The organism is Klebsiella sp. WP8-S18-ESBL-06 (genome assembly GCF_014169755.1).
GTDB lineage: Bacteria > Pseudomonadota > Gammaproteobacteria > Enterobacterales > Enterobacteriaceae > Kluyvera > Kluyvera ascorbata_B.
The window spans coordinates 4,162,171-4,187,310 of sequence record NZ_AP022256.1 but is presented as its reverse complement, the minus strand read 5'-3'; the positions used below and the strand labels follow the sequence as shown (position 1 = coordinate 4,187,310).

The 25,140-nt window shown below is 55.8% G+C and carries 22 protein-coding genes; 10 read left to right on the top strand and 12 right to left on the bottom strand.

The annotated features are described in order from the left end of the window. Both aceE and pdhR read right to left on the bottom strand, forming a co-directional pair. A complete protein-coding gene (gene aceE, locus H7R76_RS20125; protein WP_106925454.1) occupies window positions 1–2,664 on the bottom strand; it encodes a pyruvate dehydrogenase (acetyl-transferring), homodimeric type in 2,664 nt (887 codons plus the stop codon). Window positions 2,665–2,819: 155 nt separating this feature from the next. Next, window positions 2,820–3,584, bottom strand: coding sequence for a pyruvate dehydrogenase complex transcriptional repressor PdhR (gene pdhR, locus H7R76_RS20120; RefSeq protein ID WP_106925452.1), 765 nt, complete (start codon window positions 3,582–3,584; stop codon window positions 2,820–2,822). Window positions 3,585–4,121: 537 nt separating this feature from the next. Here pdhR and aroP point away from each other — a divergent pair. From aroP to H7R76_RS20105, 3 genes are all read left to right on the top strand, one after another. Next, a complete protein-coding gene (aroP, locus tag H7R76_RS20115) occupies window positions 4,122–5,492 on the top strand; it encodes an aromatic amino acid transporter AroP (protein WP_182966259.1) in 1,371 nt (456 codons plus the stop codon). Window positions 5,493–5,658: 166 nt separating this feature from the next. Further along, window positions 5,659–7,068, top strand: coding sequence for a glycoside-pentoside-hexuronide (GPH):cation symporter (locus H7R76_RS20110; protein WP_106925448.1), 1,410 nt, complete (start codon window positions 5,659–5,661; stop codon window positions 7,066–7,068). Beyond that, window positions 7,068–8,018, top strand: a complete 951-nt coding sequence (locus H7R76_RS20105; RefSeq protein WP_182966257.1) for a glycoside hydrolase family 43 protein — start codon at window positions 7,068–7,070, stop codon at window positions 8,016–8,018. The genes H7R76_RS20110 and H7R76_RS20105 overlap by 1 nt, the downstream gene beginning before the upstream one ends. A 74-nt stretch (window positions 8,019–8,092) precedes the next feature. Here the strand turns inward: H7R76_RS20105 and ampE are convergent, their stop codons facing one another. Further along, window positions 8,093–8,947, bottom strand: a complete 855-nt coding sequence (gene ampE / locus H7R76_RS20100; RefSeq protein WP_106925444.1) for a beta-lactamase regulator AmpE — start codon at window positions 8,945–8,947, stop codon at window positions 8,093–8,095. Continuing rightward, window positions 8,944–9,507: a 1,6-anhydro-N-acetylmuramyl-L-alanine amidase AmpD gene (gene ampD, locus H7R76_RS20095; RefSeq protein ID WP_106925442.1), complete on the bottom strand. Its 564-nt coding sequence runs from the start codon at window positions 9,505–9,507 to the stop codon at window positions 8,944–8,946. Before ampD ends, ampE begins: the two co-directional genes overlap by 4 nt. An 87-nt stretch (window positions 9,508–9,594) precedes the next feature. Here ampD and nadC point away from each other — a divergent pair, with 87 nt between their 5' ends. The 4 genes from nadC (at window position 9,595) to hofC (ending at window position 13,762) form a co-directional block, all read left to right on the top strand. Beyond that, window positions 9,595–10,488, top strand: a complete 894-nt coding sequence (gene nadC / locus H7R76_RS20090) for a carboxylating nicotinate-nucleotide diphosphorylase (protein WP_182966255.1) — start codon at window positions 9,595–9,597, stop codon at window positions 10,486–10,488. A gap of 244 nt (window positions 10,489–10,732) precedes the next feature. Then, window positions 10,733–11,170, top strand: a complete 438-nt coding sequence (ppdD, locus tag H7R76_RS20085) for a prepilin peptidase-dependent pilin (protein ID WP_182966253.1) — start codon at window positions 10,733–10,735, stop codon at window positions 11,168–11,170. Between the two features lie 14 nt (window positions 11,171–11,184). Next, a complete protein-coding gene (gene gspE, locus H7R76_RS20080) occupies window positions 11,185–12,570 on the top strand; it encodes a type II secretion system protein GspE (RefSeq protein ID WP_182966251.1) in 1,386 nt (461 codons plus the stop codon). Beyond that, on the top strand, window positions 12,563–13,762 hold the full coding sequence (gene hofC / locus H7R76_RS20075; protein WP_182966249.1) for a protein transport protein HofC: 1,200 nt from the start codon (window positions 12,563–12,565) through the stop codon (window positions 13,760–13,762). Before gspE ends, hofC begins: the two co-directional genes overlap by 8 nt. A 158-nt stretch (window positions 13,763–13,920) precedes the next feature. On the opposite strand, the gene H7R76_RS20070 is transcribed toward hofC, so the two are convergent. Continuing rightward, entirely contained in the window at window positions 13,921–14,964 is a 1,044-nt protein-coding gene (locus H7R76_RS20070; RefSeq protein WP_106925432.1) for a GMP reductase, read from the bottom strand. Between the two features lie 225 nt (window positions 14,965–15,189). Between H7R76_RS20070 and coaE the strand changes: the two genes are divergently transcribed. Genes coaE through yacG form a run of 3 tightly spaced genes read left to right on the top strand, consistent with a single transcriptional unit; the run spans window position 15,190 to window position 16,757 of the window. Then, window positions 15,190–15,810: a dephospho-CoA kinase gene (coaE, locus tag H7R76_RS20065; RefSeq protein ID WP_106925430.1), complete on the top strand. Its 621-nt coding sequence runs from the start codon at window positions 15,190–15,192 to the stop codon at window positions 15,808–15,810. Further along, complete coding sequence (gene zapD / locus H7R76_RS20060; protein WP_106925427.1) at window positions 15,810–16,553, top strand: cell division protein ZapD; 744 nt, start codon at window positions 15,810–15,812, stop codon at window positions 16,551–16,553. Before coaE ends, zapD begins: the two co-directional genes overlap by 1 nt. Before the next feature lie 9 nt (window positions 16,554–16,562). Then, window positions 16,563–16,757 (top strand): DNA gyrase inhibitor YacG, encoded by a 195-nt coding sequence (gene yacG, locus H7R76_RS20055; protein ID WP_106925425.1) that lies wholly within the window; start codon window positions 16,563–16,565, stop codon window positions 16,755–16,757. Between the two features lie 82 nt (window positions 16,758–16,839). On the opposite strand, the gene mutT is transcribed toward yacG, so the two are convergent. The 7 genes from mutT to ftsQ all read right to left on the bottom strand — a co-directional run bounded on the left by mutT (window position 16,840) and on the right by ftsQ (window position 25,140). Beyond that, complete coding sequence (gene mutT, locus H7R76_RS20050) at window positions 16,840–17,229, bottom strand: 8-oxo-dGTP diphosphatase MutT (protein ID WP_106925423.1); 390 nt, start codon at window positions 17,227–17,229, stop codon at window positions 16,840–16,842. Between the two features lie 58 nt (window positions 17,230–17,287). Continuing rightward, window positions 17,288–19,993 carry a preprotein translocase subunit SecA gene (gene secA / locus H7R76_RS20045; RefSeq protein WP_182929464.1) on the bottom strand — a complete coding sequence of 902 codons (2,706 nt, stop codon included), beginning with the start codon at window positions 19,991–19,993 and terminating at the stop codon, window positions 17,288–17,290. 64 nt (window positions 19,994–20,057) lie between these two features. Beyond that, window positions 20,058–20,564, bottom strand: coding sequence for a secA translation cis-regulator SecM (gene secM / locus H7R76_RS20040; RefSeq protein WP_197974843.1), 507 nt, complete (start codon window positions 20,562–20,564; stop codon window positions 20,058–20,060). Between the two features lie 251 nt (window positions 20,565–20,815). Then, window positions 20,816–21,733: a UDP-3-O-acyl-N-acetylglucosamine deacetylase gene (gene lpxC, locus H7R76_RS20035; protein WP_106925417.1), complete on the bottom strand. Its 918-nt coding sequence runs from the start codon at window positions 21,731–21,733 to the stop codon at window positions 20,816–20,818. A 100-nt stretch (window positions 21,734–21,833) separates the two neighbouring features. Beyond that, window positions 21,834–22,985 (bottom strand): cell division protein FtsZ, encoded by a 1,152-nt coding sequence (gene ftsZ / locus H7R76_RS20030; RefSeq protein ID WP_182928388.1) that lies wholly within the window; start codon window positions 22,983–22,985, stop codon window positions 21,834–21,836. A gap of 62 nt (window positions 22,986–23,047) precedes the next feature. Beyond that, window positions 23,048–24,310, bottom strand: a complete 1,263-nt coding sequence (gene ftsA / locus H7R76_RS20025) for a cell division protein FtsA (RefSeq protein WP_035893041.1) — start codon at window positions 24,308–24,310, stop codon at window positions 23,048–23,050. Next, window positions 24,307–25,140, bottom strand: a complete 834-nt coding sequence (gene ftsQ / locus H7R76_RS20020) for a cell division protein FtsQ (RefSeq protein WP_106925412.1) — start codon at window positions 25,138–25,140, stop codon at window positions 24,307–24,309. The genes ftsA and ftsQ overlap by 4 nt, the downstream gene beginning before the upstream one ends.

Sequence of the window (25,140 nt, the reverse complement as noted above, 5' to 3'; positions counted from 1 at the left end):
TTACGCCAGACGCGGGTTAACTTTTTCTGCATCGATGTTGAATTTGGTGATTGCGTCAGCAACCACTTTCTTATCGATTTCGCCACGTTTAGCCAGTTCGCCCAGTGCCGCTACAACCACGTAGGAAGCATCAACTTCGAAGTGGTGACGCAGGTTTTCACGGCTGTCAGAGCGACCGAAGCCGTCGGTACCCAGTACGCGGTAATCGTCAGCCGGTACATAAGTACGAACCTGCTCAGCAAACAGTTTCATATAGTCGGTAGAAGCTACAGCCGGTGCGTCGTTCATCACCTGAGCGATGTACGGAACGCGCGGGGTTTCCAGCGGGTGCAGCATGTTCCAGCGTTCACAATCCTGGCCATCACGTGCCAGTTCAGTGAAGGAGGTCACGCTGTACACGTCGGAACCGACGCCATAGTCTTTCGCCAGGATCTGCGCTGCTTCACGTACGTGACGCAGGATAGAACCGGAGCCCAGCAGCTGAACTTTACCTTTGCTACCTTCGAGGGTTTCGAGTTTGTAGATACCTTTACGGATACCTTCCTCGGCACCTGCTGGCATTGCCGGCATGTGGTAGTTTTCGTTCAGCGTGGTGATGTAGTAGTAAACGTTCTCTTGTTTCTCACCGTACATGCGCTCCAGACCATCGTGCATGATGACCGCCACTTCGTACGCGTAAGATGGATCGTAAGAGATACAGTTCGGGATAGTCAGAGACTGAATATGGCTGTGACCATCTTCGTGCTGCAGACCTTCACCGTTCAGCGTCGTACGACCGGAAGTACCGCCTACCAGGAAGCCGCGAGCCTGCTGGTCGCCTGCCTGCCAGCACAGGTCACCGATACGCTGGAACCCGAACATGGAGTAGTAGATGTAGAACGGAATCATCGGCAGGTTGTTGGTGCTGTAAGAGGTCGCAGCCGCCAGCCAGGATGCGCCAGCACCCAGTTCGTTGATACCTTCCTGCAGAATCTGGCCTTTCTCGTCTTCTTTGTAGTAGGCAACCTGCTCACGGTCCTGCGGGGTGTACTGCTGGCCGTTCGGGCTGTAGATACCAATCTGACGGAACAGGCCTTCCATACCAAAGGTACGCGCTTCATCGGCGATGATCGGCACGAGGCGGTCTTTGATGGACTTGTTCTTCAGCATCACGTTCAGCGCACGGACGAACGCGATAGTGGTGGAGATCTCTTTGTTCTGCTCTTCCAGCAGCGGGCCGAAATCTTCCAGCGTCGGCAGCTCTAACTTCTCATCGAAGTTCGGCTGACGGCTCGGCAGGTAGCCGTGCAGTTTCTGACGCTGAGCGTGCAGATAGGTGTGTTCTTCAGAACCTTCCGGGAAGGTAATGTAAGACAGTTTTTCAACCTGCTCGTCGGTCACAGGAACGTTGAAACGGTCGCGGATGTAGCGCACGCCGTCCATGTTCATTTTCTTAACCTGGTGAGCGATGTTTTTACCTTCAGCGGTGTCACCCATGCCGTAACCTTTGATGGTATGGGCGAGGATTACGGTTGCTTTGCCTTTGGTTTCCTGCGCTTTTTTCAGTGCAGCGAAGACTTTCTTCGGATCGTGACCACCGCGGTTCAGGGCCCAGATCTGCTCGTCAGTCCAGTCGGCAACCAGCGCTGCGGTTTCCGGATATTTACCGAAGAAGTGCTCACGTACGTAAGCGCCGTCTTTGGATTTGAAGGTCTGGTAGTCGCCGTCAACGGTTTCGTTCATCAGTTGGATCAGTTTACCGCTGGTATCTTTACGCAGCAGCTCATCCCAACGACCGCCCCAGATAACCTTGATAACGTTCCAGCCAGCGCCCGCGAAGATGCCTTCCAGTTCGTTAATGATCTTGCCATTACCGGTAACCGGGCCGTCAAGGCGCTGCAGGTTACAGTTGATAACGAAGACCAGGTTGTCCAGTTTTTCACGGGTGGCGATGGTGATCGCACCTTTGGATTCCGGCTCATCCATCTCGCCGTCGCCCAGGAAGGCATAAACGGTTTGTTTGGAAGTGTCTTTCAGGCCACGGTGTTCCAGATATTTCAGGAATTTCGCCTGGTAGATAGCACCGATAGGACCCAGACCCATAGAAACGGTCGGGAACTGCCAGAAGGTTGGCATCAGTTTCGGGTGCGGATAAGAAGACAGACCTTTACCGTGTACTTCCTGACGGAAGTTGTCCATCTGCTCTTCGGTCAGACGACCTTCCAGGAAAGCACGTGCGTAGACGCCCGGAGAGATGTGGCCCTGGAAGTACACCAGGTCGCCGCCATCCTGCTCGTTGCGCGCACGGAAGAAGTGGTTGAAGCAGACTTCGTAGAAGGTCGCAGAAGACTGGAAGGAAGCCATGTGGCCGCCCAGCTCGAGGTCTTTTTTAGACGCACGCAGCACGGTCATGATGGCGTTCCAACGGATAGCAGAACGAATACGACGTTCCAGCTCCAGATTGCCCGGGTATTCCGGTTCATCTTCAACGGCAATAGTGTTGACGTAACCGCTAGCTCCTGCACCCGCCGCAACCTGAACGCCGCCTTTGCGGGCTTCAGAGAGCAGTTGGTCGATCAGATACTGAGCGCGCTCAACACCTTCTTCACGGATGACCGATTCGATCGCCTGTAGCCAGTCGCGAGTTTCGATCGGATCCACGTCATTGTGTAAACGTTCTGACATGGGTTATTCCTTATCTATCTAGTACGTTGATTTGTCTGGAACCTGTCCCATTGCGCTTTCGTGGGAAAACGCAATAAGACAGGTTCTGCGTTTAGTTGCCGCGCGCTAAAGGCGCATTTCTACATTTTCTGGTCAAACGACTGCCAGAAAAAAGCTTATTCCTTTCGCTGCTGGAGGCGGCGTAACGAGCGCTCACGGCGGCTCTGTTCACGGCTGCGATCCAGCAAAATCTCTTCGATGAAGGCCAGGTGGCGGTGTGACGCTTCGCGCGCCTGTTCGGGCTCGCCGGCCATAATCGCTTCGAAAATGCCTGTACGATGATTGCTGACCAGCGGGAGCATCTCCCGGCGGGCGTACAGCAGTTCAAAGTTCTGGCGAACATTTTGCGCCAGCATCGGCTCCATACACCGTAGCAGGTGAAGCAGCACCACGTTGTGGGCAGCTTCGGTGACCGCAATTTGATACTGGACGACGGCGTCTGATTCAGCGTCAAGGTCGCCCGACTGCTGAGCCCGTTCAATGGCCTGATGCAGCTCGCGAATGCGTACGCGATCTTCATCAGTGCTGCGCAGTGCCGCGTAATAAGCCGCGATACCTTCCAGCGCGTGACGGGTCTCTAGCAGATCAAATTGGGATTCAGGGTGGTCGGACAGTAGCTCAACCAGCGGATCGCTGAAGCTCTGCCATAGGCTGCTCTGAACAAAAGTCCCGCCGCCCTGACGACGAAGCAGTAACCCTTTGGCTTCGAGGCGTTGAATCGCCTCACGCAGCGAAGGGCGGGAAACGTCGAACTGTTTTGCCAGCTCGCGTTCAGGTGGAAGTTTTTCGCCGGGGCGTAAGGTCCCCTCGAGGATCAAAAACTCCAACTGCTGCTCAATCACATCGGATAGTTTTGGTTGGCGGATTTTGCTGTAGGCCATTGTTCCCTGTCTCTGCCATTAGCCCGGAGTCAATTGGTCTTACCAATTTCAAGTTCGTAGCGCTAAAGTAACAAAGTATTCACCTTATGTCCATACAGGTTTTGATTGAAATCAGTAAACCCGGCACTTTTTAACAACATTACAGAAATGATGTTTCAGAAATGTAACTTTGCACAAAAAACAACTTTACCTATAAAGAAGTATAATTAACTAAAACCAAACAAAATTAAGCAAACTGAACCGTTTCAATTAATCAATTACTGAATTTAAATTCAATAAAATGAATATAAATTCAGTGATTGCGAATTTTTCATTTTTTTGCGCCTCGTGACTGCTGTTGTCTTTTTATCCAATTCGTCATCATCCCTTCACAAAGCAGGTGCATTCCGCCGCACTTACCACTATTCTGCTCATGACGAAAGAGTCTTACCTCTTTTTAAGAAAAGCATTTCGTAAATAAAACAATACAGAAAACGGAATTTCTTAAGTACATACGCACAACAGCGTCACAATAATAACCACACACGAGGTTTCACAATGGAAGGTCAACAGCAAGGCGCACAGCTTAAGCGCGGCCTTAAGAACCGCCATATACAGCTGATCGCTCTGGGCGGCGCTATCGGCACCGGCCTGTTTCTTGGCAGCGCCTCCGTTATTCAATCTGCCGGTCCCGGTATTATTCTCGGCTACGCTATCGCCGGTTTTATTGCCTTTATGATCATGCGCCAGCTTGGCGAAATGGTGGTGGAAGAGCCGGTAGCAGGCTCCTTCAGCCACTTTGCCTATAAGTACTGGGGCAACTTCGCCGGCTTCGCATCAGGCTGGAACTACTGGGTGCTGTACGTTCTGGTTGCCATGGCGGAACTGACCGCCGTCGGTAAATACATCCAGTTCTGGTGGCCAGAGATCCCAACCTGGGCATCGGCGGCCGTCTTCTTCATTGCTATCAACGCCATCAACCTGACCAACGTGAAAGTGTTCGGTGAGATGGAGTTCTGGTTTGCCATTATCAAAGTGGTGGCCGTTATCGCGATGATCCTGTTCGGCGCATGGCTGCTGTTCAGCGGCACCGCAGGCCCGCAGGCGACCGTTCGCAACCTGTGGGAACAGGGCGGCTTCCTGCCGCACGGCTGGATGGGGCTGGTGATGATGATGGCGATCATCATGTTCTCCTTCGGTGGCCTTGAGCTGGTGGGTATCACCGCAGCAGAAGCGGATAACCCGGAACAGAGCATCCCGAAAGCCACCAATCAGGTTATCTACCGTATTCTGATTTTCTATGTGGGCTCGCTGGCGGTACTGCTCTCGCTGATGCCGTGGACCCGCGTCACCGCAGATGTCAGCCCGTTCGTGCTTATCTTCCATGAGCTGGGTGACTCGCTGGTGGCAAATGCCCTGAACATCGTGGTGCTGACCGCTGCACTCTCCGTGTACAACAGCTGCGTATACTGCAACAGCCGTATGCTTTTCGGCCTGGCGCAGCAGGGTAACGCCCCGAAAGCGCTGCTGAGCGTGGATAAACGCGGCGTACCGGTGAACACCATTCTGGTTTCCGCCGTCGTCACCGCGCTGTGCGTGCTGATCAACTACCTGGCCCCAGAGTCCGCATTCGGACTGCTGATGGCGCTGGTGGTCTCGGCGCTGGTGATCAACTGGGCGATGATTAGCCTGGCACACATGAAGTTCCGCAAGGCAAAACAGCAACAGGGCGTGACCACGCGCTTCCCGGCGCTGTTCTACCCGCTGGGCAACTGGATCTGCCTGGTCTTCATGGCCGCAGTGCTGGTGATTATGGTGATGACCCCGGGTATGGCCATTTCCGTGTGGCTGATTCCGGTATGGATTCTGATCCTCGGCATTGGCTACCTGTTTAAGCAGAAAGGCGCCAAAACCATTAAAGCGCTGTAATACTCCCCGCCCCCTCACCTCCTGAGGGGGCGTTTACCTCTATGTTACCTGCCTCACAGTTTCCTTTTCGCAGCAATTTTATCCATATGATTAACGTTATCCTGCTACGCATTTCGCCGTTTAGCTGCCAATAATCTCCTCCATATTATTCGGGAGAGGTCTGGCGATGAACTCAAGTAAACTGTCAGTGAAAGAGAAGATTGGCTATGGCATGGGCGATGCAGGATGCAACATCATCTTCGGCGCTATCATGCTGTTCGTTAACTATTTTTATACCGATATTTTCGGCCTTGCGCCGGCGTTGGTTGGCGTACTGCTGCTCTCTGTTCGCGTTATCGACGCCGTAACCGACCCGATTATGGGCGCACTGGCCGACCGTACCCGCAGCAAGTATGGCCGTTTTCGTCCATGGTTGCTGTGGATTGCCTTCCCCTACGCCCTCTTCAGTGTGCTGATGTTCACCACGCCGGAATGGAGCTACAGCAGCAAAGTTATCTATGCGTTTGTTACCTATTTCCTGCTGTCGATCACCTATACCGCCATCAACATTCCCTACTGCTCGCTGGGCAGCGTTATCACGAACGACCCGCAGGAGCGCGTTGCCTGCCAGTCCTATCGCTTCGTGCTGGTTGGCATCGCCACGCTGCTGCTGTCGCTGACGCTGCTGCCAATGGTTGACTGGTTCGGCGGCGGTGACAAAGCCAAAGGCTATCAGTTGGCGATGACCGTGCTGGCCTTTATCGGGATGTGCATGTTCCTGTTCTGCTTCTCCACCGTACGCGAACGCGTACGCCCGGCTGTGCAGACTAACGATGAACTGAAACAAGATTTAAAAGACGTGTGGAAAAACGACCAGTGGGTGCGCATTCTGCTGCTGACGCTGTGTAACGTCTGCCCCGGCTTTATCCGTATGGCCGCCACCATGTACTACGTCACCTGGGTTATGGGAGAAAGCACCCACTTTGCAACGCTGTTTATCAGCCTTGGCGTCGTCGGCATGATGTTTGGCAGCATGCTGGCAAAAGTGCTAACCGACCGCTGGTGTAAACTGCAGGTCTTCTTCTGGACCAACATTGTCCTGGCCGTGTTCTCCATCGCCTTTTACTTCTTCGACCCGCATGCCACCGTACTGATCGCGGTGCTCTATTTCCTGCTCAACGTCCTGCACCAGATTCCCTCGCCGCTGCACTGGTCGCTGATGGCCGACGTAGACGACTACGGTGAATGGAAAACCGGCAAACGCATCACCGGCATCAGCTTCTCCGGCAACCTGTTCTTCCTGAAGGTTGGCCTGGCGGTCGCGGGCGCAATGGTCGGTTTCCTGCTCTCCTGGTACGGCTACGACGCGGGCGCGAAAGCGCAAAGCGACACCACGATTAACGGTATTATGCTGCTGTTCACCGTCATTCCCGGCATCGGCTACCTGATTACCGCCGGAGTGGTGCGTCTGCTCAAGGTTGACCGCCAGTTGATGAAACAAATCCAGGAAGACCTGGAAAAGCGCCGCGCTAACTATCGCGAGCTGAATGAGTACCAGCAAGAACTGAAAACGACTGAACACGTAAGGAAAGCCTGATGAAGAACTGGCCCAACCCCTTTATTGAGCAGCGCGCAGACCCGTTTATTCTGCGCCACCAGGGAGAGTACTATTTTATCGCCTCCGTGCCGGAATATGATCGGCTGGAAATCCGCCGCGCCGCTGACCTCGATGGCCTGCGTACCGCCCAGCCGGTGGTGGTCTGGCGCAAACCCGAAACCGGCCCGATGAGCCAGCTTATCTGGGCTCCGGAGCTGCACCACATTAACGGTCGTTGGTATATCTACTTCGCCGCCGCCCACACCCAGGCGCTCGATCGCCAGGGGATGTTCCAGCATCGCATGTTCGCGCTGGAGTGCAGCGACGCCGATCCGCTGAACGGCAAATGGGTGGAGAAAGGTCTGGTCAAAACGCCGTTCGATACCTTTTGCCTCGACGCCACCACCTTCGAGCATCAGGGCAAACAGTGGTATCTGTGGGCGCAAAAATCGCCGGACATTGCCGGTAATTCGAACCTGTATCTTGCCGAGCTGGAAAACCCGTGGACGCTAAAAGGTGAACCGGTGATGCTCAGCCAACCGGCGTTCGACTGGGAATGCCGCGGTTTTCTGGTGAACGAAGGGCCTGCCGTCGTCACTCACGGCGACCGTCTGTTTATCAGCTACTCCGCCAGCGCGACCGATGAAAACTACTGCATGGGACTGCTGTGGATTGATAAAGATGCTGATATGACCCATGCGGCAAACTGGCATAAATCGCCCACGCCGGTGTTTACCACCAGCGACGAAAATCGCCAGTATGGGCCGGGGCACAACAGCTTTACACAGACGCCTGAAGGCGAAGATGTGTTGGTGTATCACGCAAGAAACTACACGGAGATTGAGGGCGACCCGCTGTATGACCCGAATCGACATACCCGCCTGAAGACGGTGCGCTGGAAGGACGACGGGATGCCTGATTTCGGCATCCCGCCGGCAGATTCGCAGTAAACCTCTTGCCCGGTGGCGCTACGCTTACCGGGCCTGCCGTAATGCAGGCCGGATAAGCGCCATCCGGCACAACGCTACACTAACGTCCCATAAATGGTCAGCAGCGCCATTACCACGACGACCGCGTACGACGTTTTCTTGGCCATCGAAACCGCCGCTTTCGGCGTTGCCACTTTATCCACGTGCGGCTCGCGCGCCAGCGAATACTGTGCCAGGGTGGTTAACACCTGATACTGCGATGAATGGCGGTCGCCCAGCGAGGCAAACCACGCCGGCAGCGCTTTCTCTCCGTGACCAATCAGCGCATACACGACGCCAACCAGGCGCACCGGCACCCAGTCCACCACGTGAAGTATGGCATCGATGCCCGACTGTAAACGCTGGTGCGGCGTTTGATAGCGCGCCAGCCAGGACTGCCATGAGCGCAGGAACGCATAGCCCATTAACGCCACCGGCCCCCAACTGCCGCCCACCACAAACCAGAACAGCGGCGCAAGGTAGAAACGGTAGTTAATCCACAGCAGCGCATTCTGTAATTCCCGCAGGAACTCCCGCTCGTTACAGCCAGGAGGCACGCCGTGAATCATCGTCAGCTCGCAGGCCATCGCATCACGCGCGTGGGTATCATCGCGCGACGCCGCCTTCAGATAGGCGTGATAGTGCAGACGAACGCGCCCCGCGCCGATGCACAGCAGCCCCAGCAAAATCCAGAAAATCAGCGTCGGTACGTTAAACAGCAGCCCTTCCAGCGCACGCTGAATCAGCGCCACCAACGCCATCGCCACGACGGTCATCGCCAGCGTTGCGGCCAGTGAGTAATGTTTCACCCGGCGGAACAGGGCCTCCAGCCTGTGGTCAAGCTGCCAGTGCTCGCCGAGCTTAAACAAGCGCTCCGCAAACAACACCAGAAGCGTGGTAAACAACGTCATGTCATCTCCTTATTCGACGAAGGGGTGACCTGCGCGCGAAAACGATCCCAATCAAAAGCCGGGCCGGGATCGGTTTTGCGCACGGGCGCGATATCACAGTGGCCGGTCATGTTGTCGGCAATGGCAGGATACTCGGTGATTAACAGCTGGGTCAAAGCCGCCAGCTGCAGATACTGCGCGTCGGTATAGGCCAACGTATCGGTGCCTTCCAGCTCAATACCGATAGAGAAATCATTACAGCGCTCGCGACCACGATAGCTCGAAACGCCAGCGTGCCAGGCGCGCTTATCAAAGGCAACGTACTGAACAATCTCGCCGTCGCGGCGAATAAGACAGTGGGCTGAAACCCGCAGATGGGCAATTTCCGCAAAGAACGGATCGGCATCAGGATCGAGCGTACCGGTAAACAGGGCGTCTATCCAGGGGCCGCCAAATTGGCCCGGCGGTAAGCTAATATTATGCACAACCAGCAGCGAGGGGACCTCATCCTCTGGACGACTGTCGTGATGGGGAGAAGGCACGTGCCGAACGCCCACCAGCCAGCCCTTATCTAACTGCATTCAGGATCTCCTTACGTATGGTTATGCTACTCGGTTCAGAGTAGCATGTTTCAATCTTTCGCATCGTTACCAATTTGGAGCTTTATCATGCCGCCTCGCCGCTACAACCCAGACCACCGACGTGACGCGCTGTTAGAACGTATCAACCTCGATATTCCCAACGCCGTGGCCCACGCGCTGCGCGAAGATCTGGGAGGTGAAGTTGACGCGCATAACGATATTACCACACAACTCCTGCCGGAAAACAGCCACTCGCACGCCGTGGTCATTACCCGTGAAGACGGCGTATTCTGCGGCAAGCGCTGGGTAGAAGAGGTCTTCATCCAATTGGCCGGTGATGACGTCACGCTCACCTGGCACGTGGCCGACGGCGACACCGTGGTCGCCAATCAGCCGCTGTTCGAAATTAACGGCCCGTCGCGCGTGCTGTTAACCGGCGAACGCACCGCGCTGAACTTTGTTCAAACGCTCTCCGGCGTCGCCAGCGAAGTGCGTAAATACGTCAACCTGCTGGAAGGCACCCATACGCAGCTGCTGGACACGCGCAAAACGCTGCCAGGCCTGCGCACTGCATTAAAATATGCCGTACTGTGCGGTGGCGGCGCCAACCACCGCCTGGGATTATCCGACGCCTTCCTGATTAAAGAAAATCACATTATTGCTTCCGGATCCGTACGCCAGGCGGTAGAAAAAGCCTTCTGGCTGCACCCTGACGTACCGGTGGAAGTGGAAGTGGAAACCCTGCAGGAGCTGCGTGAAGCGCTGAAGGCCGGCGCCGACATTATCATGCTCGATAACTTTGACACCGAACAGATGCGCGAAGCGGTGAAGATCACCCAGGGTCAGGCGCAGCTGGAAGTCTCCGGCAACGTCACTTTCGACACCCTCCGCGAGTTTGCCGAAACCGGCGTCGACTTTATCTCCGTCGGCGCGCTGACCAAACACGTTCGCGCCCTCGACCTGTCGATGCGCTTCCGCTAAGCCAGGAAAGGCCTTCCCTGCGAGCTAGACCGATCATAACGTTGTAGGCCGGAAAGGCGTTTACGCCGCCATCCGGCCCACAGATCCTCCTCGAAGACGTTTTTCGACCCGCCTTCCATTTTCCACGTTCACTTCTGCAACCGTCGGAAAAAAACTGGAAGGCCCTATCCTGAATGCCTTTTCGCCCCTCGCTGTCGTTTCGACGCTCTGCCAAAGTAGCGCCAGTTTCAGCAAGGAGCACAACATGAACAGACAACAGGGCTTTACCCTTATCGAACTAATGGTCGTTATCGGCATTATTGCTATCCTCAGCGCCATCGGCATTCCCGCCTATCAGAACTACCTGCGCAAAGCCGCACTGACCGATATGCTACAAACCTTTGTCCCTTACCGTACCGCCATTGAGCTGTGCGCGCTCGACCGCGGCGGGGTAGACAACTGCGATGCGGGCAGCAACGGCATCCCGTCCCCCACCACCACGCGCTACGTGTCGGCCATGAGCGTCGCACAAGGAACGGTTATTCTGACCGGCCAGGAAAGCCTTAACGGCCTGACCGTGACCCTCGTTCCAGGCTGGGACAACGCCAATGGCATCACCGGCTGGCAGCGAACCTGCGATATCCAGAACGACGGCGCGCTCCAGCAAGCGTGCGAAGACGTCTTCCGCTTTGATGCGCAATAAGCGGGGCGGCAATCATGAAACAGGAGCAACTCTTCACGCTGTGTCAGCGCCATCGCGCGGTGCTGCTCAACAATGCGCAAGATGAACTGAGCATTGCCGTCGTCGGCACTCCGCCCACAGAACTCATGGACTCACTCCGCTTCGCCACCCAAAAACGCATTGATATCGAGTGCTGGGAGCAGGAGAGAATGGACAAGCACCTCCAGCGGCTAGCCCCACTCGCGCAGCCTTCAATACACCAGGAGAGTGACAACGCAGTAGATCTGCTTAACCATTTGCTCAAGCAGGCGCTCGTGCAACGCGCCTCCGATATTCATTTTGAGCCAACAGAGCGTGCGCTACGCGTACGGCTGCGGGTAGACGGCGTGCTGCATGCGCTCACGCCCGTCGCGCTGACGCTGATGGCCCCGCTGATCGCCAGGCTTAAGGTGCTCGCAGGGCTGGACATCGCCGAGCGACGCCTGCCGCAGGACGGGCAGTTCACGGTAGAGATTGACGACACCCCACTCTCTTTTCGCCTTTCAACCCTGCCCTGCCGATACGGTGAAAAAGCCGTGCTCCGGCTGCTGCATAAAGTCGAGCAGGCGCTGGATCTGCATAGTCTGGGGCTTTCCGCCGACGCACTTGCGCAGCTGCAATCCGCGTTGAATCAGCCTCAGGGGCTGATTCTGGTCACCGGACCAACGGGCAGCGGCAAAACCGTCACGCTTTACAGCGCACTGCAAAACCGTAACCGTTGCGACGTCAATATCTGTAGCGTCGAAGATCCCATAGAGATCCCTCTGGACGGACTGAACCAGACGCAGGTCAGCCCTCGCGCCGGGCTGACGTTCCAGAACATCCTGCGCGCCCTGCTGCGCCAGGATCCAGATATCGTGATGGTCGGCGAAATACGCGACGGTGAAACAGCGGAAATCGCCATTAAGGCCGCGCAAACCGGTCACCTTGTACTCTCAACGCTGCACACCAATTCGACGGTTGAAACGCTGGTGCGCCTTGAACAGATGGGCGTCGCGCGCTGGATGGTGTCATCGGCGCTATTAATGGTGGTAGCACAGCGTCTGGTCCGTCGTCTATGCCCGCACTGTCGCCAGATGCTGCCAAGAGAGCAGCCGCTGCCGCGTACGCTATGGCCTCGCCCACTGCCACGCTGGACGGCCTCCGGCTGCTCGTACTGCTATCATGGCTACCAGGGCCGTCTCGCGCTGTTTGAACTGCTGCCGATCGCGCCTGCACTGCGGCAGGGCATCGCCAGCGGACTTAGCCCGGAACAGCTGATGCAGCATGCGCGGGAGGCCGGCATGGCGACGCTGTTTGAGAACGGCTGCCTGGCCGTTGAACAGGGGCTGACGACGCAGGAAGAGCTGCTACGCGTACTGGGGTTGCCTCACGATGTGTGAACAGCTGTGGCACTGGCGGGGTGTCGATGCCAGCGGAGCCGAACGTCGTGGCGCGCTGTGGGCTAGCCATCGGCCCGCGGCGCTGATAGCGCTGGCTCAGCAGAATATTATCGTCCTATCACTCAAGCGTCGCACGGTGAACCGATCACTATGGCGAGCACAGCACAGCTGCGCGGTGATAAGCCAGCTGGCTACGCTATTGCAGGCCGGGTTAACCCTCTCAGAGAGTTTGGCACTGCTCAGCCAACAGCATCCGATACCGCAGTGGCGCGCTCTGCTGGAAACGTTGGCCTCCCGGCTCGCCGAGGGTGTCTCGCTATCGGAGGGTTTAAGGCCGTGGCCGGAGGCTTTTCCACCGCTGTATCAGGCGATGATCCGTACCGGCGAAATAACCGGCAGGCTGGAGCATTGCTGCCAGGCGCTCGCGCGGCAGCAAAAAGCGCAGCTGCTATTAACGGCAAAAGTGAAAAAGGCGCTGCGCTACCCGCTGATTATTTTAACCCTGGCGGCGCTGGTCGTGGCGGCAATGGTCAGCTTTGTTTTGCCTGAATTTACCGCCATCTATCGCACCTTCAACACGCCGCTGCCCGCCCTTACGCTGGCCGTTATGGCCAGTGCAGACGCGGTGGCAAGCGCATGGCTTCCGCTCTGTAGCCTGGTGCTACTGGCCACCGGGCTTAGCGTCGGGTTTAAAGATCATCCGCCGTGGCAGCGCCTTCGCCAGCAGCTGCTACTCGCCTTACCGGTTATGGGCACGCTCGCTCGCGGCCAGATGCTCAGCCAGATTTTTACCGTACTGTCGTTGACTCAACGAGCCGGCATTGCCTTTTTACAGGGGCTGGAAACCGTGGAAGAGACATTGAACAGCCCATGGTGGCGCGAGGTCATTGCCAGCCTGCGCCAGCAGGTGTCACAGGGCAGCGCTATCTGGCAAGCCATGGAAAACTGCCATGAGTTTACGCCGCTGTGCTTACAACTGGTCAGAACCGGAGAAGCGTCCGGGGCGCTGGATGAAATGCTGGAGAACCTGGCGCGGCACCACGATGAAAGCACGCAGAATCTGGCAGAAAGCCTGACGGCAACGCTGGAACCGCTGCTACTGATTGTGACAGGACTCTTTATCGGCACGCTGGTCGTCGCGATGTATCTGCCGATTTTTCATCTGGGAGATGCGATCGGCGGAACAGGGTAACGCGGGTCAGTTAAGGCGTTGAATTCAGAAGCCAGGAGCAGGAACGGTATGCCGGATAAGGCGTTTACGCCGCCATCCGGCAATCCGTGCGCAGTGTGCCGATAGCGCTTTTGCTTATCCGGCCTACGAATTTAGGCATTACGCCTGCATGAGGAGGATTACAGGCTATTGAACACGCGGTTCTCTTGTTCCTGCACCCGGATGAAGGTCGTGCGTTTAGTCAGCTCTTTCAGACGCGATGCGCCGACGTAGGTGCACGCCGAACGCAGGCCGCCGAGGATGTCGCGCGCGGTGTTATCTACCGGGCCACGCAGCGGCAGCTTAACCGTTTTGCCTTCCGCCGCGCGGTATTGTGCAACACCGCCCACGTGACGTTTCATCGCGGACTCAGAGCTCATACCGTAGAACAGCATAAATTTCTCGCCGTTCTCTTCAACAATCACGCCGCCGCTTTCATCGTGACCGGCCAGCATGCCGCCCAGCATCACGAAGTCCGCGCCGCCGCCAAAGGCTTTGGCCACGTCGCCCGGCATGGTGCAGCCGCCGTCGCTGACAATCTGGCCACCCAGACCGTGCGCTGCATCGGCGCACTCGATCACCGCGGAGAGCTGCGGATAGCCAACGCCAGTTTTCACGCGAGTGGTGCACACCGAGCCAGGGCCGATACCCACTTTCACAATATCCGCGCCGGACAGAATCAGCTCTTCGCACATTTCACCGGTCACGACGTTACCTGCACAAATCGTCTTGGTCGGCCAGGCTTCGCGCGCTTTCGCTACGAACTGCACAAAATGCTCGGAGTAACCATTCGCCACATCAATGCACACGAAGTTCAGCGCCGGGCTCAGCTTAAGGATCTGCTGCGTTTTTTCGAAGTCTGCGTCGGAGGTGCCAGTAGACACCATCACGTGCTTAAGCACGTCTGCGGACTCGTTCTGGACAAACGTCTGCCACTCTTCAACGGTGTAGTGTTTGTGTACGGCCGTCAGGATACCGAAAGAGGCGAGTGCTTTTGCCATCCCGAAAGTACCCACGGAGTCCATATTCGCAGCGATAATCGGCACGCCTGACCAGCGTTGGCCTGAATGTTTAAAGGTGAATTCGCGTTCCAGTTCAACATCGGAACGGCTTTTAAGAGTAGAGCGCTTAGGGCGGATAAGAACGTCTTTAAAACCTAACTTCAGATCTTCTTCGATACGCATGTGCGAATTCCTGGGGTTAATGGCAATTAAATTGAGAGCACAACTCCAGTAATGCAATCATACGCACTAATCAGGGCTTCGCAAGACTGCGATTTTCACTTTTTTTAAGCTACAATCCCATAAATTTACCTGGCGAATAGTACAGTGCATCATTGATTCACTCGCACAGGGCTGCCAGTTTTTTAACCAAATGATTTTCATGCAAAAAATCCAGGGCTTAGCGGTATGACTTACACAGTGGCGTTAACAGGCGGCATCGGCAGCGGCAAAAGTACGGTCGCAGAGGCCTTTGCTCACCTGGGAATTAACGTGATTGATGCCGATATTCTCGCCCGTCAGGTTGTCGAACCCGGTACGCCGGCGCTCGCCGCCATCGCCGATCGTTTTGGTTCTCATATCCTCACCGCAGAAGGCGAATTAGATCGCCGGGGGCTGCGCGAGCGCATCTTTGCTCATCCTGAGGAAAAAGCCTGGCTAAACGCCCTCTTACACCCATTGATTCAGCAGGAAACGCAGCGTCAGCTTCGGCAGGCCACCTCGCCTTACGTACTGTGGGTTGTTCCCCTGCTGGTGGAAAACAAGCTTTATCAGCGGGCCGATCGCGTCCTGGTCGTTGATGTATCGCGAGAAACCCAGCTGCTTCGTACCATGCAGCGCGACCACGTATCGCGTGAGCATGCCGAAAACATTCTTGCTGCTCAGGCCACGCGTGAAGCGCGCCTGGCGGTTGCTGATGACATTATTAATAACAACGGCACACCAGATGCTATTGCATCGGATGTCGCTCGCCTTCACGCGCACTACCTTGAGCTCGCGGCACAGGCTGTATCACAGGAAAAATCGTAATGCACACCCACATCCTTTTTGAGCATCCGCTAAATGAAAAAATGCGTACCTGGCTGCGTATTGAATTTCTGACTGAGCAATTGAATGCCAATTTACCCATCAGGGATCACGCCAGCGCGCTGCACTTTTTTCGCAACGTCGGGGATTTACTGGATGTGTTCGAACGCGGCGATATCCGCACGGAGCTGCTAAAAGAGCTGGAGCGCCAGCAGCGCAAACTCAACGCCTGGAGCGAAGTTCAGGGCGTCGATCTCAGCCGCATTGACGCCCTGCGTCAGCAGCTGAAAAACAGCAGCACTATTCTGATGGCGGCACCACGCATCGGGCAGTTCCTGCGCGAAGATCGCCTGATCGCGCTGGTTCGTCAGCGTCTAAGTATCCCGGGCGGCTGCTGCAGCTTCGATTTGCCGACGCTGCACATCTGGCTGCATTCAAAACAGCATCAACGCGACGCCCAGGTCGAATCATGGCTTGCCAGCCTTGAGCCGCTGAATCAGGCGCTGTCGCTGATTCTCGATCTGGTACGCAACTCCGCGCAGTTCCGCAAGCAAACCAGCCTGAACGGCTTCTATCAGGATAACGGCGACGATGCGGACCTGCTGCGTCTGAAGCTTGAGCTAACGTCTCAGCTTTACCCGCAAATCTCCGGCCATAAGAGCCGTTTCGCCATTCGCTTTATGCCGCTGGACAGCGAGCACGGCGTGGTGCCGGAGCGACTGGATTTTGAACTGGCATGCTGCTAAGGAGAGAGAATGACTGAGGTGACAACGGTAAACTGTCCAACCTGCAATAAGCCGGTTATTTGGGGCGAACAAAGTCCTTATCGTCCATTCTGTTCTAAGCGCTGCCAGCTTATCGATCTCGGAGAGTGGGCGGCGGAAGAGAAACGCATTCCAAGCAGCGGCGATCTCTCCGACAGCGACGACTGGAGCGAAGAACAACAGTAATGTCGCGTAGGGCCGGATGAGGCGCTACGCCGCCATCCGGCAACCTGCACCATTTAGCCTGATGGCGCTCCGCTTATCAGGCCTACCCCGCAATGAGCTTTTCAATCACCGGCGCGTTCGCTGGCGGAAATTCGTCCGCCACTAAATCACGTTGCGCAACCCAACGCCCCGGCTGCCCTTCTTTCCCCCACGGCGCCCCTTCCCAGCTATCAACCAGCCAGAACCACAGCGTTATGTGACGATCGGGAAACTGATATTCCAGCTTATCAAACGGTTGCAGCGAGGTAACCACAATCCCAACCTCTTCTTCCAGCTCGCGGATTACCGCTTCCTGCGGCGACTCTCCGGACTCAATTTTGCCGCCTGGAAACTCCCACTTATGCGCCATGTGCGCATCGGCAGCGCGCTGAGTGATATAGATTTCGCCACTGACATTGCGAATGATGCCGACGGATATTTGCAGTATTTTCATTTTGTCTTACCCATAAAAAAGGCGCAGAAGTCTGCGCCTTTTATTTTTTATAATGACCTTAGCTCAGACGGCCGTGGCACTGTTTGTATTTTTTACCGGAACCGCAAGGGCATGGGTCATTACGGCCCACTTTACGTTCGCCGGTCTGCGCGGCCAGATCCTGCGCGGCGGCTTCGTCATCGCTCTGATGGCTCAACTGCTGCATCTGTGCCAGACGCTCGGCTTCTTCACGACGCTGCAGTTCCATCGCTTCAACTTCCTCCGGCATGCGCACCTGTACTTTGCTCAGGGTGCTGATCACTTCATACTTCAGCGACTCCAGCATGGCGGCAAACATAGAGAAGGATTCACGTTTGTACTCCTGCTTCGGATCTTTCTGCGCATAGCCACGCAGGTGGATCCCCTGACGCAGGTAGTCCATCGCGGCCAGGTGCTCTTTCCACAGAGAATCCAGCGTTTGCAGCATCACGCCTTTTTCAAAGTGACGCATCATCTCAGCGCCGACCACTTCTTCCTTACGTTTGTACACCTCAACGGCGCTTTCCAGAATACGCTCGCGCAGCGTCTCTTCGTGCAGTTCAGGCTCTTTATCCAGCCACTCAGAGATAGGCAGATCGAGGTCGAAGTCGTTTTTCAGACGTTCCTGCAGGCCAGGGATATCCCACATTTCTTCCAGCGACTGCGGCGGAATGTGCGCATCGATGGTAGCTTTAAACACGTCTTCGCGGATGCTGTTGATGGTTTCGCTAACGTCGCTCACGTCCAGCAGTTCATTACGCTGGGTGTAGATCGCACGGCGCTGGTCGTTGGCAACGTCATCGTATTCCAGCAGCTGCTTACGAATATCGAAGTTGCGGCTTTCCACTTTACGCTGCGCGTTAGCAATTGCCTTGGTAACCCACGGGTGTTCAATCGCTTCGCCCGGTTTCATCCCCAGTTTACGCATCATGCCGGACACGCGGTCAGAGGCAAAGATACGCATCAGGGCATCTTCCATCGACAGGTAGAAACGAGAAGAACCCGCGTCACCCTGACGACCGGAACGGCCGCGCAGCTGGTTATCGATACGACGAGATTCGTGACGTTCAGTACCAATGATATGCAGACCGCCAGCCGCCAGCACGGCGTCGTGACGAACCTGCCAATCGGCTTTGATCTGCGCAATTTGTTCCGGGGTTGGGTCTTCCAGCTGCGCGACTTCTGCCTGCCAGCTACCGCCCAGCATAATATCGGTACCACGACCTGCCATGTTGGTGGCGATGGTCACGGCAGAAGGGTAACCCGCCTGTGCAACGATATCCGCTTCGCTAGCGTGGAACTTGGCGTTCAGCACGTTGTGCTTGATACCCGCTTTGGTCAGCTCATGGGAAACCACTTCAGATTTTTCGATAGAGATAGTACCGACCAGCACCGGTTGGCCTGCCGCAGTACGCTCTTTAATATCTTCGATGATCGCCTGAATTTTTTCCGCTTCGGTCATGTAGACCAGGTCCGGCATGTCTTTACGGATCATCGGACGGTTGGTCGGAACAACCACGGTGTCCAGCTTGTAGATAGAGCTGAATTCGAACGCTTCGGTATCTGCAGTACCGGTCATACCGGCCAGTTTTTCGTACAGACGGAAGTAGTTCTGGAAGGTGATGGATGCCAGCGTCTGGTTTTCGTTCTGGATTTCAACGCCTTCTTTCGCTTCCACGGCCTGGTGCAGGCCATCGGACCAGCGACGTCCCTGCATGGTACGACCGGTGTGTTCATCGACGATGATAACTTCGCCGTCTTTCACGATGTAGTCGACGTCACGGGTGAACAGCACGTGAGCGCGCAGCGCGGCAGTAACGTGGTGCATCAGCATAATGTTGCCCGGCGAGTAGAGCGACTCACCTTCGTCCATGATGCCTTCTTTAACCAGCAGCTCTTCAATCAGCACCAGACCGCGTTCGGTCAGGTTAACCTGACGGGCTTTTTCATCTACGGAGAAGTGGCCTTCACCCTGGAAGGTGTCGGAGTCTTCTTTCTCCTGACGCACCAGGTGAGGAATGATTTTGTTAACGCGCTTGTACATTTCCGAGCTGTCTTCTGCCGGGCCGGAGATGATAAGCGGGGTACGCGCTTCATCGATCAGGATGGAGTCGACCTCATCCACCAGCGCATAGTGCAGTTTACGCTGTACGCGTTCTTCCGGGCTGAACGCCATGTTATCGCGCAGGTAGTCAAAGCCGTATTCGTTGTTAGTACCGTAGGTAATGTCGGCATTGTAGGCTTCGCGCTTAGCAGGCGCCGGCAGACCAGACATGTTGACGCCCACGGTCATGCCGAGGAATTCGAACAGCGGACGGTTGTTTTCGGCGTCACGCTGAGCCAAGTAATCGTTGACGGTCACAACGTGCACGCCCTTACCGGACAGCGCGTTCAGGTAAGCCGGCAGGGTCGCGGTCAGGGTTTTACCTTCACCGGTACGCATTTCCGCGATGCAGCGATCGTTCAGGACCATCCCACCCAACAGCTGGACGTCGAAGTGGCGCATACCGAATACACGTTTGCTGGCTTCACGTACCACGGCAAACGCTTCCGGGATCAGGCTTTCAACGGTTTCCCCTTTTTCAATACGGGCACGAAATTCGTTTGTTTTAGCCTTCAACTCGTCATCGGAGAGCTTTTCCATTTCTGGCTCCATCGCGTTGATAACAGCGACGGTTTTGCGCATACGGCGCAGGGTACGATCGTTACGACTACCAAAAACTTTGGTCAATAATTTGATTAACATAATAAAATCTCAAACGCCCCGCCATCGCGGAGTCATAAAAATAAAGGAGTTAACACGGTTATTTTCAGACGAGGCGCTGCGGCCCGGCGCGAATGCCCTGCACCTGGCTTACCCAGGCAGGAATGCTAAAAACCGGAGGTGAGAAGGCGGGTAATGCCGCCCCCTGAGCAATCACAATCGACGGCTGGCTCTCGACGTTGAGCAGCGCATTCAGGGTATCGAGCAGCGCCAGGTGCTGTGCCGCCTGCAGTGGCGACGTCGGCTCGGCAACCGGAGAGGCGGTTGGCGCCATGGCAAAAGAAAGGTGGCGAATAACAGTGCGAATAGCATGCTGATGCCAGTAGTCTACGCTGAAGGAGGGGCGACGATTGCTTTCCAGCCGCGCCAGCTGCGAGAAATCAATTCTCTGCGCCGGATTATGGTTACTGGTTGTTGCGCGGGCGGGGGAAGCCGGTTCGGCGTTGTTCGCAAGCGCAGGCAGACCAAAACCGGCAGCAACCATCCCCAACAGGAGATGCGGCCAGAAGTAGCGTCTACCAAACTGTCGCCAACGCGTCAGCATTCCACTCACGTAATGTTCCACCTTCGGTTTAAGTACCGTTATTCTATTTTAGCTCGAGGATATTACCATTAATGCCGCGTGACAGCAGCAGGAATGACGAAAACAGCCGCGAAAAACGGGTTAAGAATGCAGCGGTTGTGCAGCCGTGTGATCTTTATTGGCAGGGGAAAAGAAAATGGCAGGAGCAAAAAGAAAAAACGACTGGTTCCCTGACCGGAGAGAGTGCCAGGTTGCCAGTCGAATTTACGCTATGGTCGGGCTTATGCCAGAACCATTGACGGTGCTTTGAACGCCATCGGCAGTTCTGCGTCGTCCTCGAAGGTCACAAATTCCCAAGCTTCCTGTTTTGCCAGGACCGCCTGCAGAAGTTTGTTGTTCAGCGCATGACCGGATTTATACGCGGTAAATGCACCGATAATGTTGTGACCACACATGAACAGGTCGCCGATTGCATCCAGCATTTTGTGACGAACGAATTCATCTTCAAAACGCAGGCCGTCTTCGTTCAGTACGCGATAATCGTCAACAACGATGGCACAATCGAAGCTGCCGCCCAAGGCCAGGCCACGGGACTGCAGATATTCGATATCACGCATGAAACCGAAAGTACGAGCACGGCTAATCTGTCGCATGAACGCGTCTGCGGAGAAGTTCATGGCATAACGCTGCGTGCTGGCATCAATAGCCGGATGGTTAAAGTCGATGGTAAAGTCCAACGAGAAACCATTATACGGTTTGAATTCAGCCCACTTATCGCCATCTTCCACGCGAACCGTGTCTTTAATGCGGACGAATTTCTTCGCGCAGTTCAGTTCATCGATGCCGGCATCCAGCAGCAGATAAACGAACGGTGCGGCGCTCCCGTCCATAATCGGGATTTCTGGCGCATCGACTTCAACAACGATGTTGTCGATACCCAGGCCCGCCAGCGCAGCGTTCAGGTGCTCTACGGTAGAAATCCGCACGTCATGCTCGTTGACCAGGCAAGTACAGAGCATAGTATCACGCACAGATTTGGCATCGGCCGGAAAATCTACCGGTGGATTCAAGTCGGTGCGACGATAGATGACCCCGGTATTTGCCGGCGCAGGGCGTAGCGTCAGCGTGACTTTTTTGCCGGTATGTAAACCGACGCCAGTCGCCTGAACGATACGTTTAAGAGTCCTTTGTTTGATCATCGTATAATCTCGCCAAATTAACTATCCAACCGAAGTGTACTACACATTCGGTGGGCCAGTTTAGCACAAAGAGCGCTGATTCCCAACTTCCAGCTAATTCTTAGTCAGCTTGCTTACGCAGGAAGGCCGGGATATCCAGATAATCCGGTTCTTTGGTGGTCTGCGGCGTATTGTCGTTGACCACTTTTGCTGCCGGTTTCTGCTCTTGGGTCAGCGGCGCCATACCGTGCTGCTGATAGCGATCCAGCGCCGGCTGCGGCGTCTGCTTGTTGGTGACCAGGGTAATCTCTGGACGTTTGTCCATACCGATACCGGTGGCAACGACGGTCACGCGCAGTTCGTCGTTCATGTCCGGGTCAAGGGAAGTACCGATAACCACGGTCGCATTGTCAGAGGCGAACGCACGGATGGTGTTACCCACGGTTTCGAACTCATCCAGACGCAGGTCGAAGCCCGCAGTAATGTTGACCAGCACGCCGCGTGCGCCGGACAGGTCGATGTCTTCCAGCAGCGGAGAAGAGATAGCCATTTCAGCCGCTTCTTCCGCACGATCTTCACCGCTCGCCACGCCGGAACCCATCATCGCATAGCCCATTTCGGACATCACGGTGCGCACGTCTGCAAAGTCGACGTTCATCAGGCCCGGGCGAGTGATCAGCTCAGCGATACCCTGCACTGCGCCTTTCAGCACGTCGTTCGCCGCGCCAAACGCGTCGAGCAGAGAGATACCGCGACCCAGCACTTTCAGCAGCTTGTCGTTCGGGATGGTGATCAGGGAGTCCACGTGCTTGGACAGCTCGGTGATACCCTGCTCCGCGAATGCCATACGCTTCTTGCCTTCAAAGTTGAAAGGCTTGGTCACAACGGCAACGGTCAGGATACCTAAATCTTTAGCCACTTCCGCAACCACTGGCGCTGCACCGGTACCGGTACCGCCACCCATGCCGGCTGCGATAAACACCATGTCTGCACCGTCTAACGCTGCGCGCAGCGCTTCGCGGTCTTCGTCGGCCGCGTTACGGCCCACTTCCGGGTTGGCCCCTGCGCCCAGACCTTTGGTAATACCGCTACCGATCTGGATAGTCTGGCCAACAGCCGTTTTACGCAGTGCCTGTGCGTCGGTGTTAACGGCGAAGAATTCAACGCCTTCGATGCGCTCGCGCACCATGTGTTCAACGGCATTACCGCCGCCGCCACCGACGCCGATGACTTTAATCACCGCGTCGTTGGTCAGTTCCATAGGTTCAAACATAGTTTCTCTCCGTTTTGTGCCTGTCGCCCGAGACCGTGAATGTGCGTCGGTCTCTTTAAAAATTAAAACTCTTTGCGTAACCAGCTATTCAGTCGTTTGATCCACGATCCGACCGATGCCGTGACGCGCTTTTCTACTTCTGCTTCACCGCTCAGATGGGACTCTTTCCCATAGTGCAGCAGGCCCACCGCCGTTGAATAATACGGCTCCTGGGCATAGTCTGTCAGACCGGTAATGTTCAGCGGCGCACCAATACGCACCTGCGTATGGAACACGCGCTGCGCGCAGGCGGCTAAACCTTCAATCTGCGCTGCGCCACCGGTCAACACAATCCCCGCCGCGAGGTGATGTTTAACCCCCTGCTGACGAAGCTGTTCCTGTAACTGTAAAATCTCTTCATTGACGAGGTTCAGCAGCTCGGTATAACGCGGCTCAATGACCTCTGCCAATGTCTGGCGCTGCAGACTGCGCGGCGGACGTCCGCCCACGCTCGGCACTTCAACGCTCTCATCTTTGCCCACAATCGAGCCCAGCGCGCAGCCGTGGCGCACTTTAATCGCTTCGGCGTCGCTCGGCGGCGTGCCGAATGCATAAGCGATATCGCTGGTCACCACGTTACCCGCATACGGGATCACTTTCGTGTGGCGCAGCGCGCCGCCAGTATACACGGCGATATCCATTGTACCGCCACCGATATCCACGACACAGACGCCCAGCTCACGTTCGTCTTCCGTCAATACGGAATAACTTGACGCCAGCCCGGCGAAAATCAGCTGATCGACCTTCAGCCCACAGCGCTCTACCGCTTTGACGATATTCTTCGCCATATCGTTGTGGCAGGTAATCAAATGTACCTTGGCCTGCATACGCACGCCGGACAAGCCGACCGGGTTCTTGATCCCTTCCTGGTAATCAATGGCGTATTCCTGCGGAATCACGTGCAGAACACGATGTTCATCGCGCACGCGAACCGACTTCGCCGTGTGCACCACGTTCTCAACGTCTTCCAGCGTCACCTCTTCTTCAGAGATGGGCACCATACCAATTTCATTTTGACAGCTAATGTGTTTGCCGGAAAGCGCCAGATATACAGAAGAGATCTGGCAATCCGCCATCAGCTCAGCCTGATCGATAGCGCGCTGTACGCATTTTACTACCGATTCCAGGTCGTTAACTCCGCCTTTATCCATACCCCGGGATGGGCAACTGCCGACCCCAATGATATTAATCACTCCGTCGGGCAGAACTTCCCCTACTAAAGCGGCCACTTTTGCAGTGCCAATCTCCAGTCCAACTACCAGTTTTCTGTCCGTCGCCTTGATCATTGTTGTTCTGCCTGTGCCTGATTCTGTTGTTGATTAGTATCCGCCGCAGGAGCAGGTTCCCAGCCTACTGCCGCCCCCGAGTCATAACGCAAATCAACATAGCTAATCCGATTACCCTCTGTTTGCGCCTGCTGTTCCAGAACCGGATACAGTTCCAGGAAACGCGCCAGCCGCTTCATCGTATCGCCCCGCCCCAGATTCAGCTTGATACCGTTATCAAGCGTCAGCTGCCACGAACGGCGCGCGGTCATCGCCGCAACCTTCAACGTGAACTTCCCTTTCGCGAGCACCGCTCCCATGTCGTGATAGCCCTGCAAGACTTCGCTTGCGCTGCCTTCCGGGCCATAGAGCATAGGCAAATTCTGCTTGCTGGTGCGATCGGCCGGGACGCTGAAGGCCGTGCCTTCTGCATCTACCATGTGCTGATCATTCCAACGCGCAATTGGCACATATTCAACCAGATGAATCTTCAATTCGTCCGGCCACTGCTTTCTTACGCTTGCCTGCTTAATCCACGGCAGGCGTTCAATCTGGCCCTGAACGATATTCACGTCCTGAGTCATAAAGGTTCCCGGCGATCCCAGCGCCAGGATGGACTGACGAATATCATCGTTACGCGTGTAGTGGCGCTCGCCGGTCACCACCAGTTTTGAGATGGGCAAACGTTGCGCATCTTCCATCCAGCCCAGCACGACCCAGCCGCTCACAAACACGGTACACAGCACCGCCAGCAGGAACAGGATCCCCGCTAAACGCGTTCCATTATTGCGCCGTGAAGCGGCATACTCTTCTTCTTCACGGTTCCGCGTATTCAGCGCAGCCTGCGACAT

Coding starts and splice junctions, on each gene's coding strand:
- aceE (WP_106925454.1), bottom strand. CDS start 2,664: ATGTCAGAACGTTTACACAATGACGTGGATCCGATCGAAACTCGCGAC.
- pdhR (WP_106925452.1), bottom strand. CDS start 3,584: ATGGCCTACAGCAAAATCCGCCAACCAAAACTATCCGATGTGATTGAG.
- aroP (WP_182966259.1), top strand. CDS start 4,122: ATGGAAGGTCAACAGCAAGGCGCACAGCTTAAGCGCGGCCTTAAGAAC.
- H7R76_RS20110 (WP_106925448.1), top strand. CDS start 5,659: ATGAACTCAAGTAAACTGTCAGTGAAAGAGAAGATTGGCTATGGCATG.
- H7R76_RS20105 (WP_182966257.1), top strand. CDS start 7,068: ATGAAGAACTGGCCCAACCCCTTTATTGAGCAGCGCGCAGACCCGTTT.
- ampE (WP_106925444.1), bottom strand. CDS start 8,947: ATGACGTTGTTTACCACGCTTCTGGTGTTGTTTGCGGAGCGCTTGTTT.
- ampD (WP_106925442.1), bottom strand. CDS start 9,507: ATGCAGTTAGATAAGGGCTGGCTGGTGGGCGTTCGGCACGTGCCTTCT.
- nadC (WP_182966255.1), top strand. CDS start 9,595: ATGCCGCCTCGCCGCTACAACCCAGACCACCGACGTGACGCGCTGTTA.
- ppdD (WP_182966253.1), top strand. CDS start 10,733: ATGAACAGACAACAGGGCTTTACCCTTATCGAACTAATGGTCGTTATC.
- gspE (WP_182966251.1), top strand. CDS start 11,185: ATGAAACAGGAGCAACTCTTCACGCTGTGTCAGCGCCATCGCGCGGTG.
- hofC (WP_182966249.1), top strand. CDS start 12,563: ATGTGTGAACAGCTGTGGCACTGGCGGGGTGTCGATGCCAGCGGAGCC.
- H7R76_RS20070 (WP_106925432.1), bottom strand. CDS start 14,964: ATGCGTATCGAAGAAGATCTGAAGTTAGGTTTTAAAGACGTTCTTATC.
- coaE (WP_106925430.1), top strand. CDS start 15,190: ATGACTTACACAGTGGCGTTAACAGGCGGCATCGGCAGCGGCAAAAGT.
- zapD (WP_106925427.1), top strand. CDS start 15,810: ATGCACACCCACATCCTTTTTGAGCATCCGCTAAATGAAAAAATGCGT.
- yacG (WP_106925425.1), top strand. CDS start 16,563: ATGACTGAGGTGACAACGGTAAACTGTCCAACCTGCAATAAGCCGGTT.
- mutT (WP_106925423.1), bottom strand. CDS start 17,229: ATGAAAATACTGCAAATATCCGTCGGCATCATTCGCAATGTCAGTGGC.
- secA (WP_182929464.1), bottom strand. CDS start 19,993: ATGTTAATCAAATTATTGACCAAAGTTTTTGGTAGTCGTAACGATCGT.
- lpxC (WP_106925417.1), bottom strand. CDS start 21,733: ATGATCAAACAAAGGACTCTTAAACGTATCGTTCAGGCGACTGGCGTC.
- ftsZ (WP_182928388.1), bottom strand. CDS start 22,985: ATGTTTGAACCTATGGAACTGACCAACGACGCGGTGATTAAAGTCATC.
- ftsA (WP_035893041.1), bottom strand. CDS start 24,310: ATGATCAAGGCGACGGACAGAAAACTGGTAGTTGGACTGGAGATTGGC.
- ftsQ (WP_106925412.1), bottom strand. CDS start 25,140: ATGTCGCAGGCTGCGCTGAATACGCGGAACCGTGAAGAAGAAGAGTAT.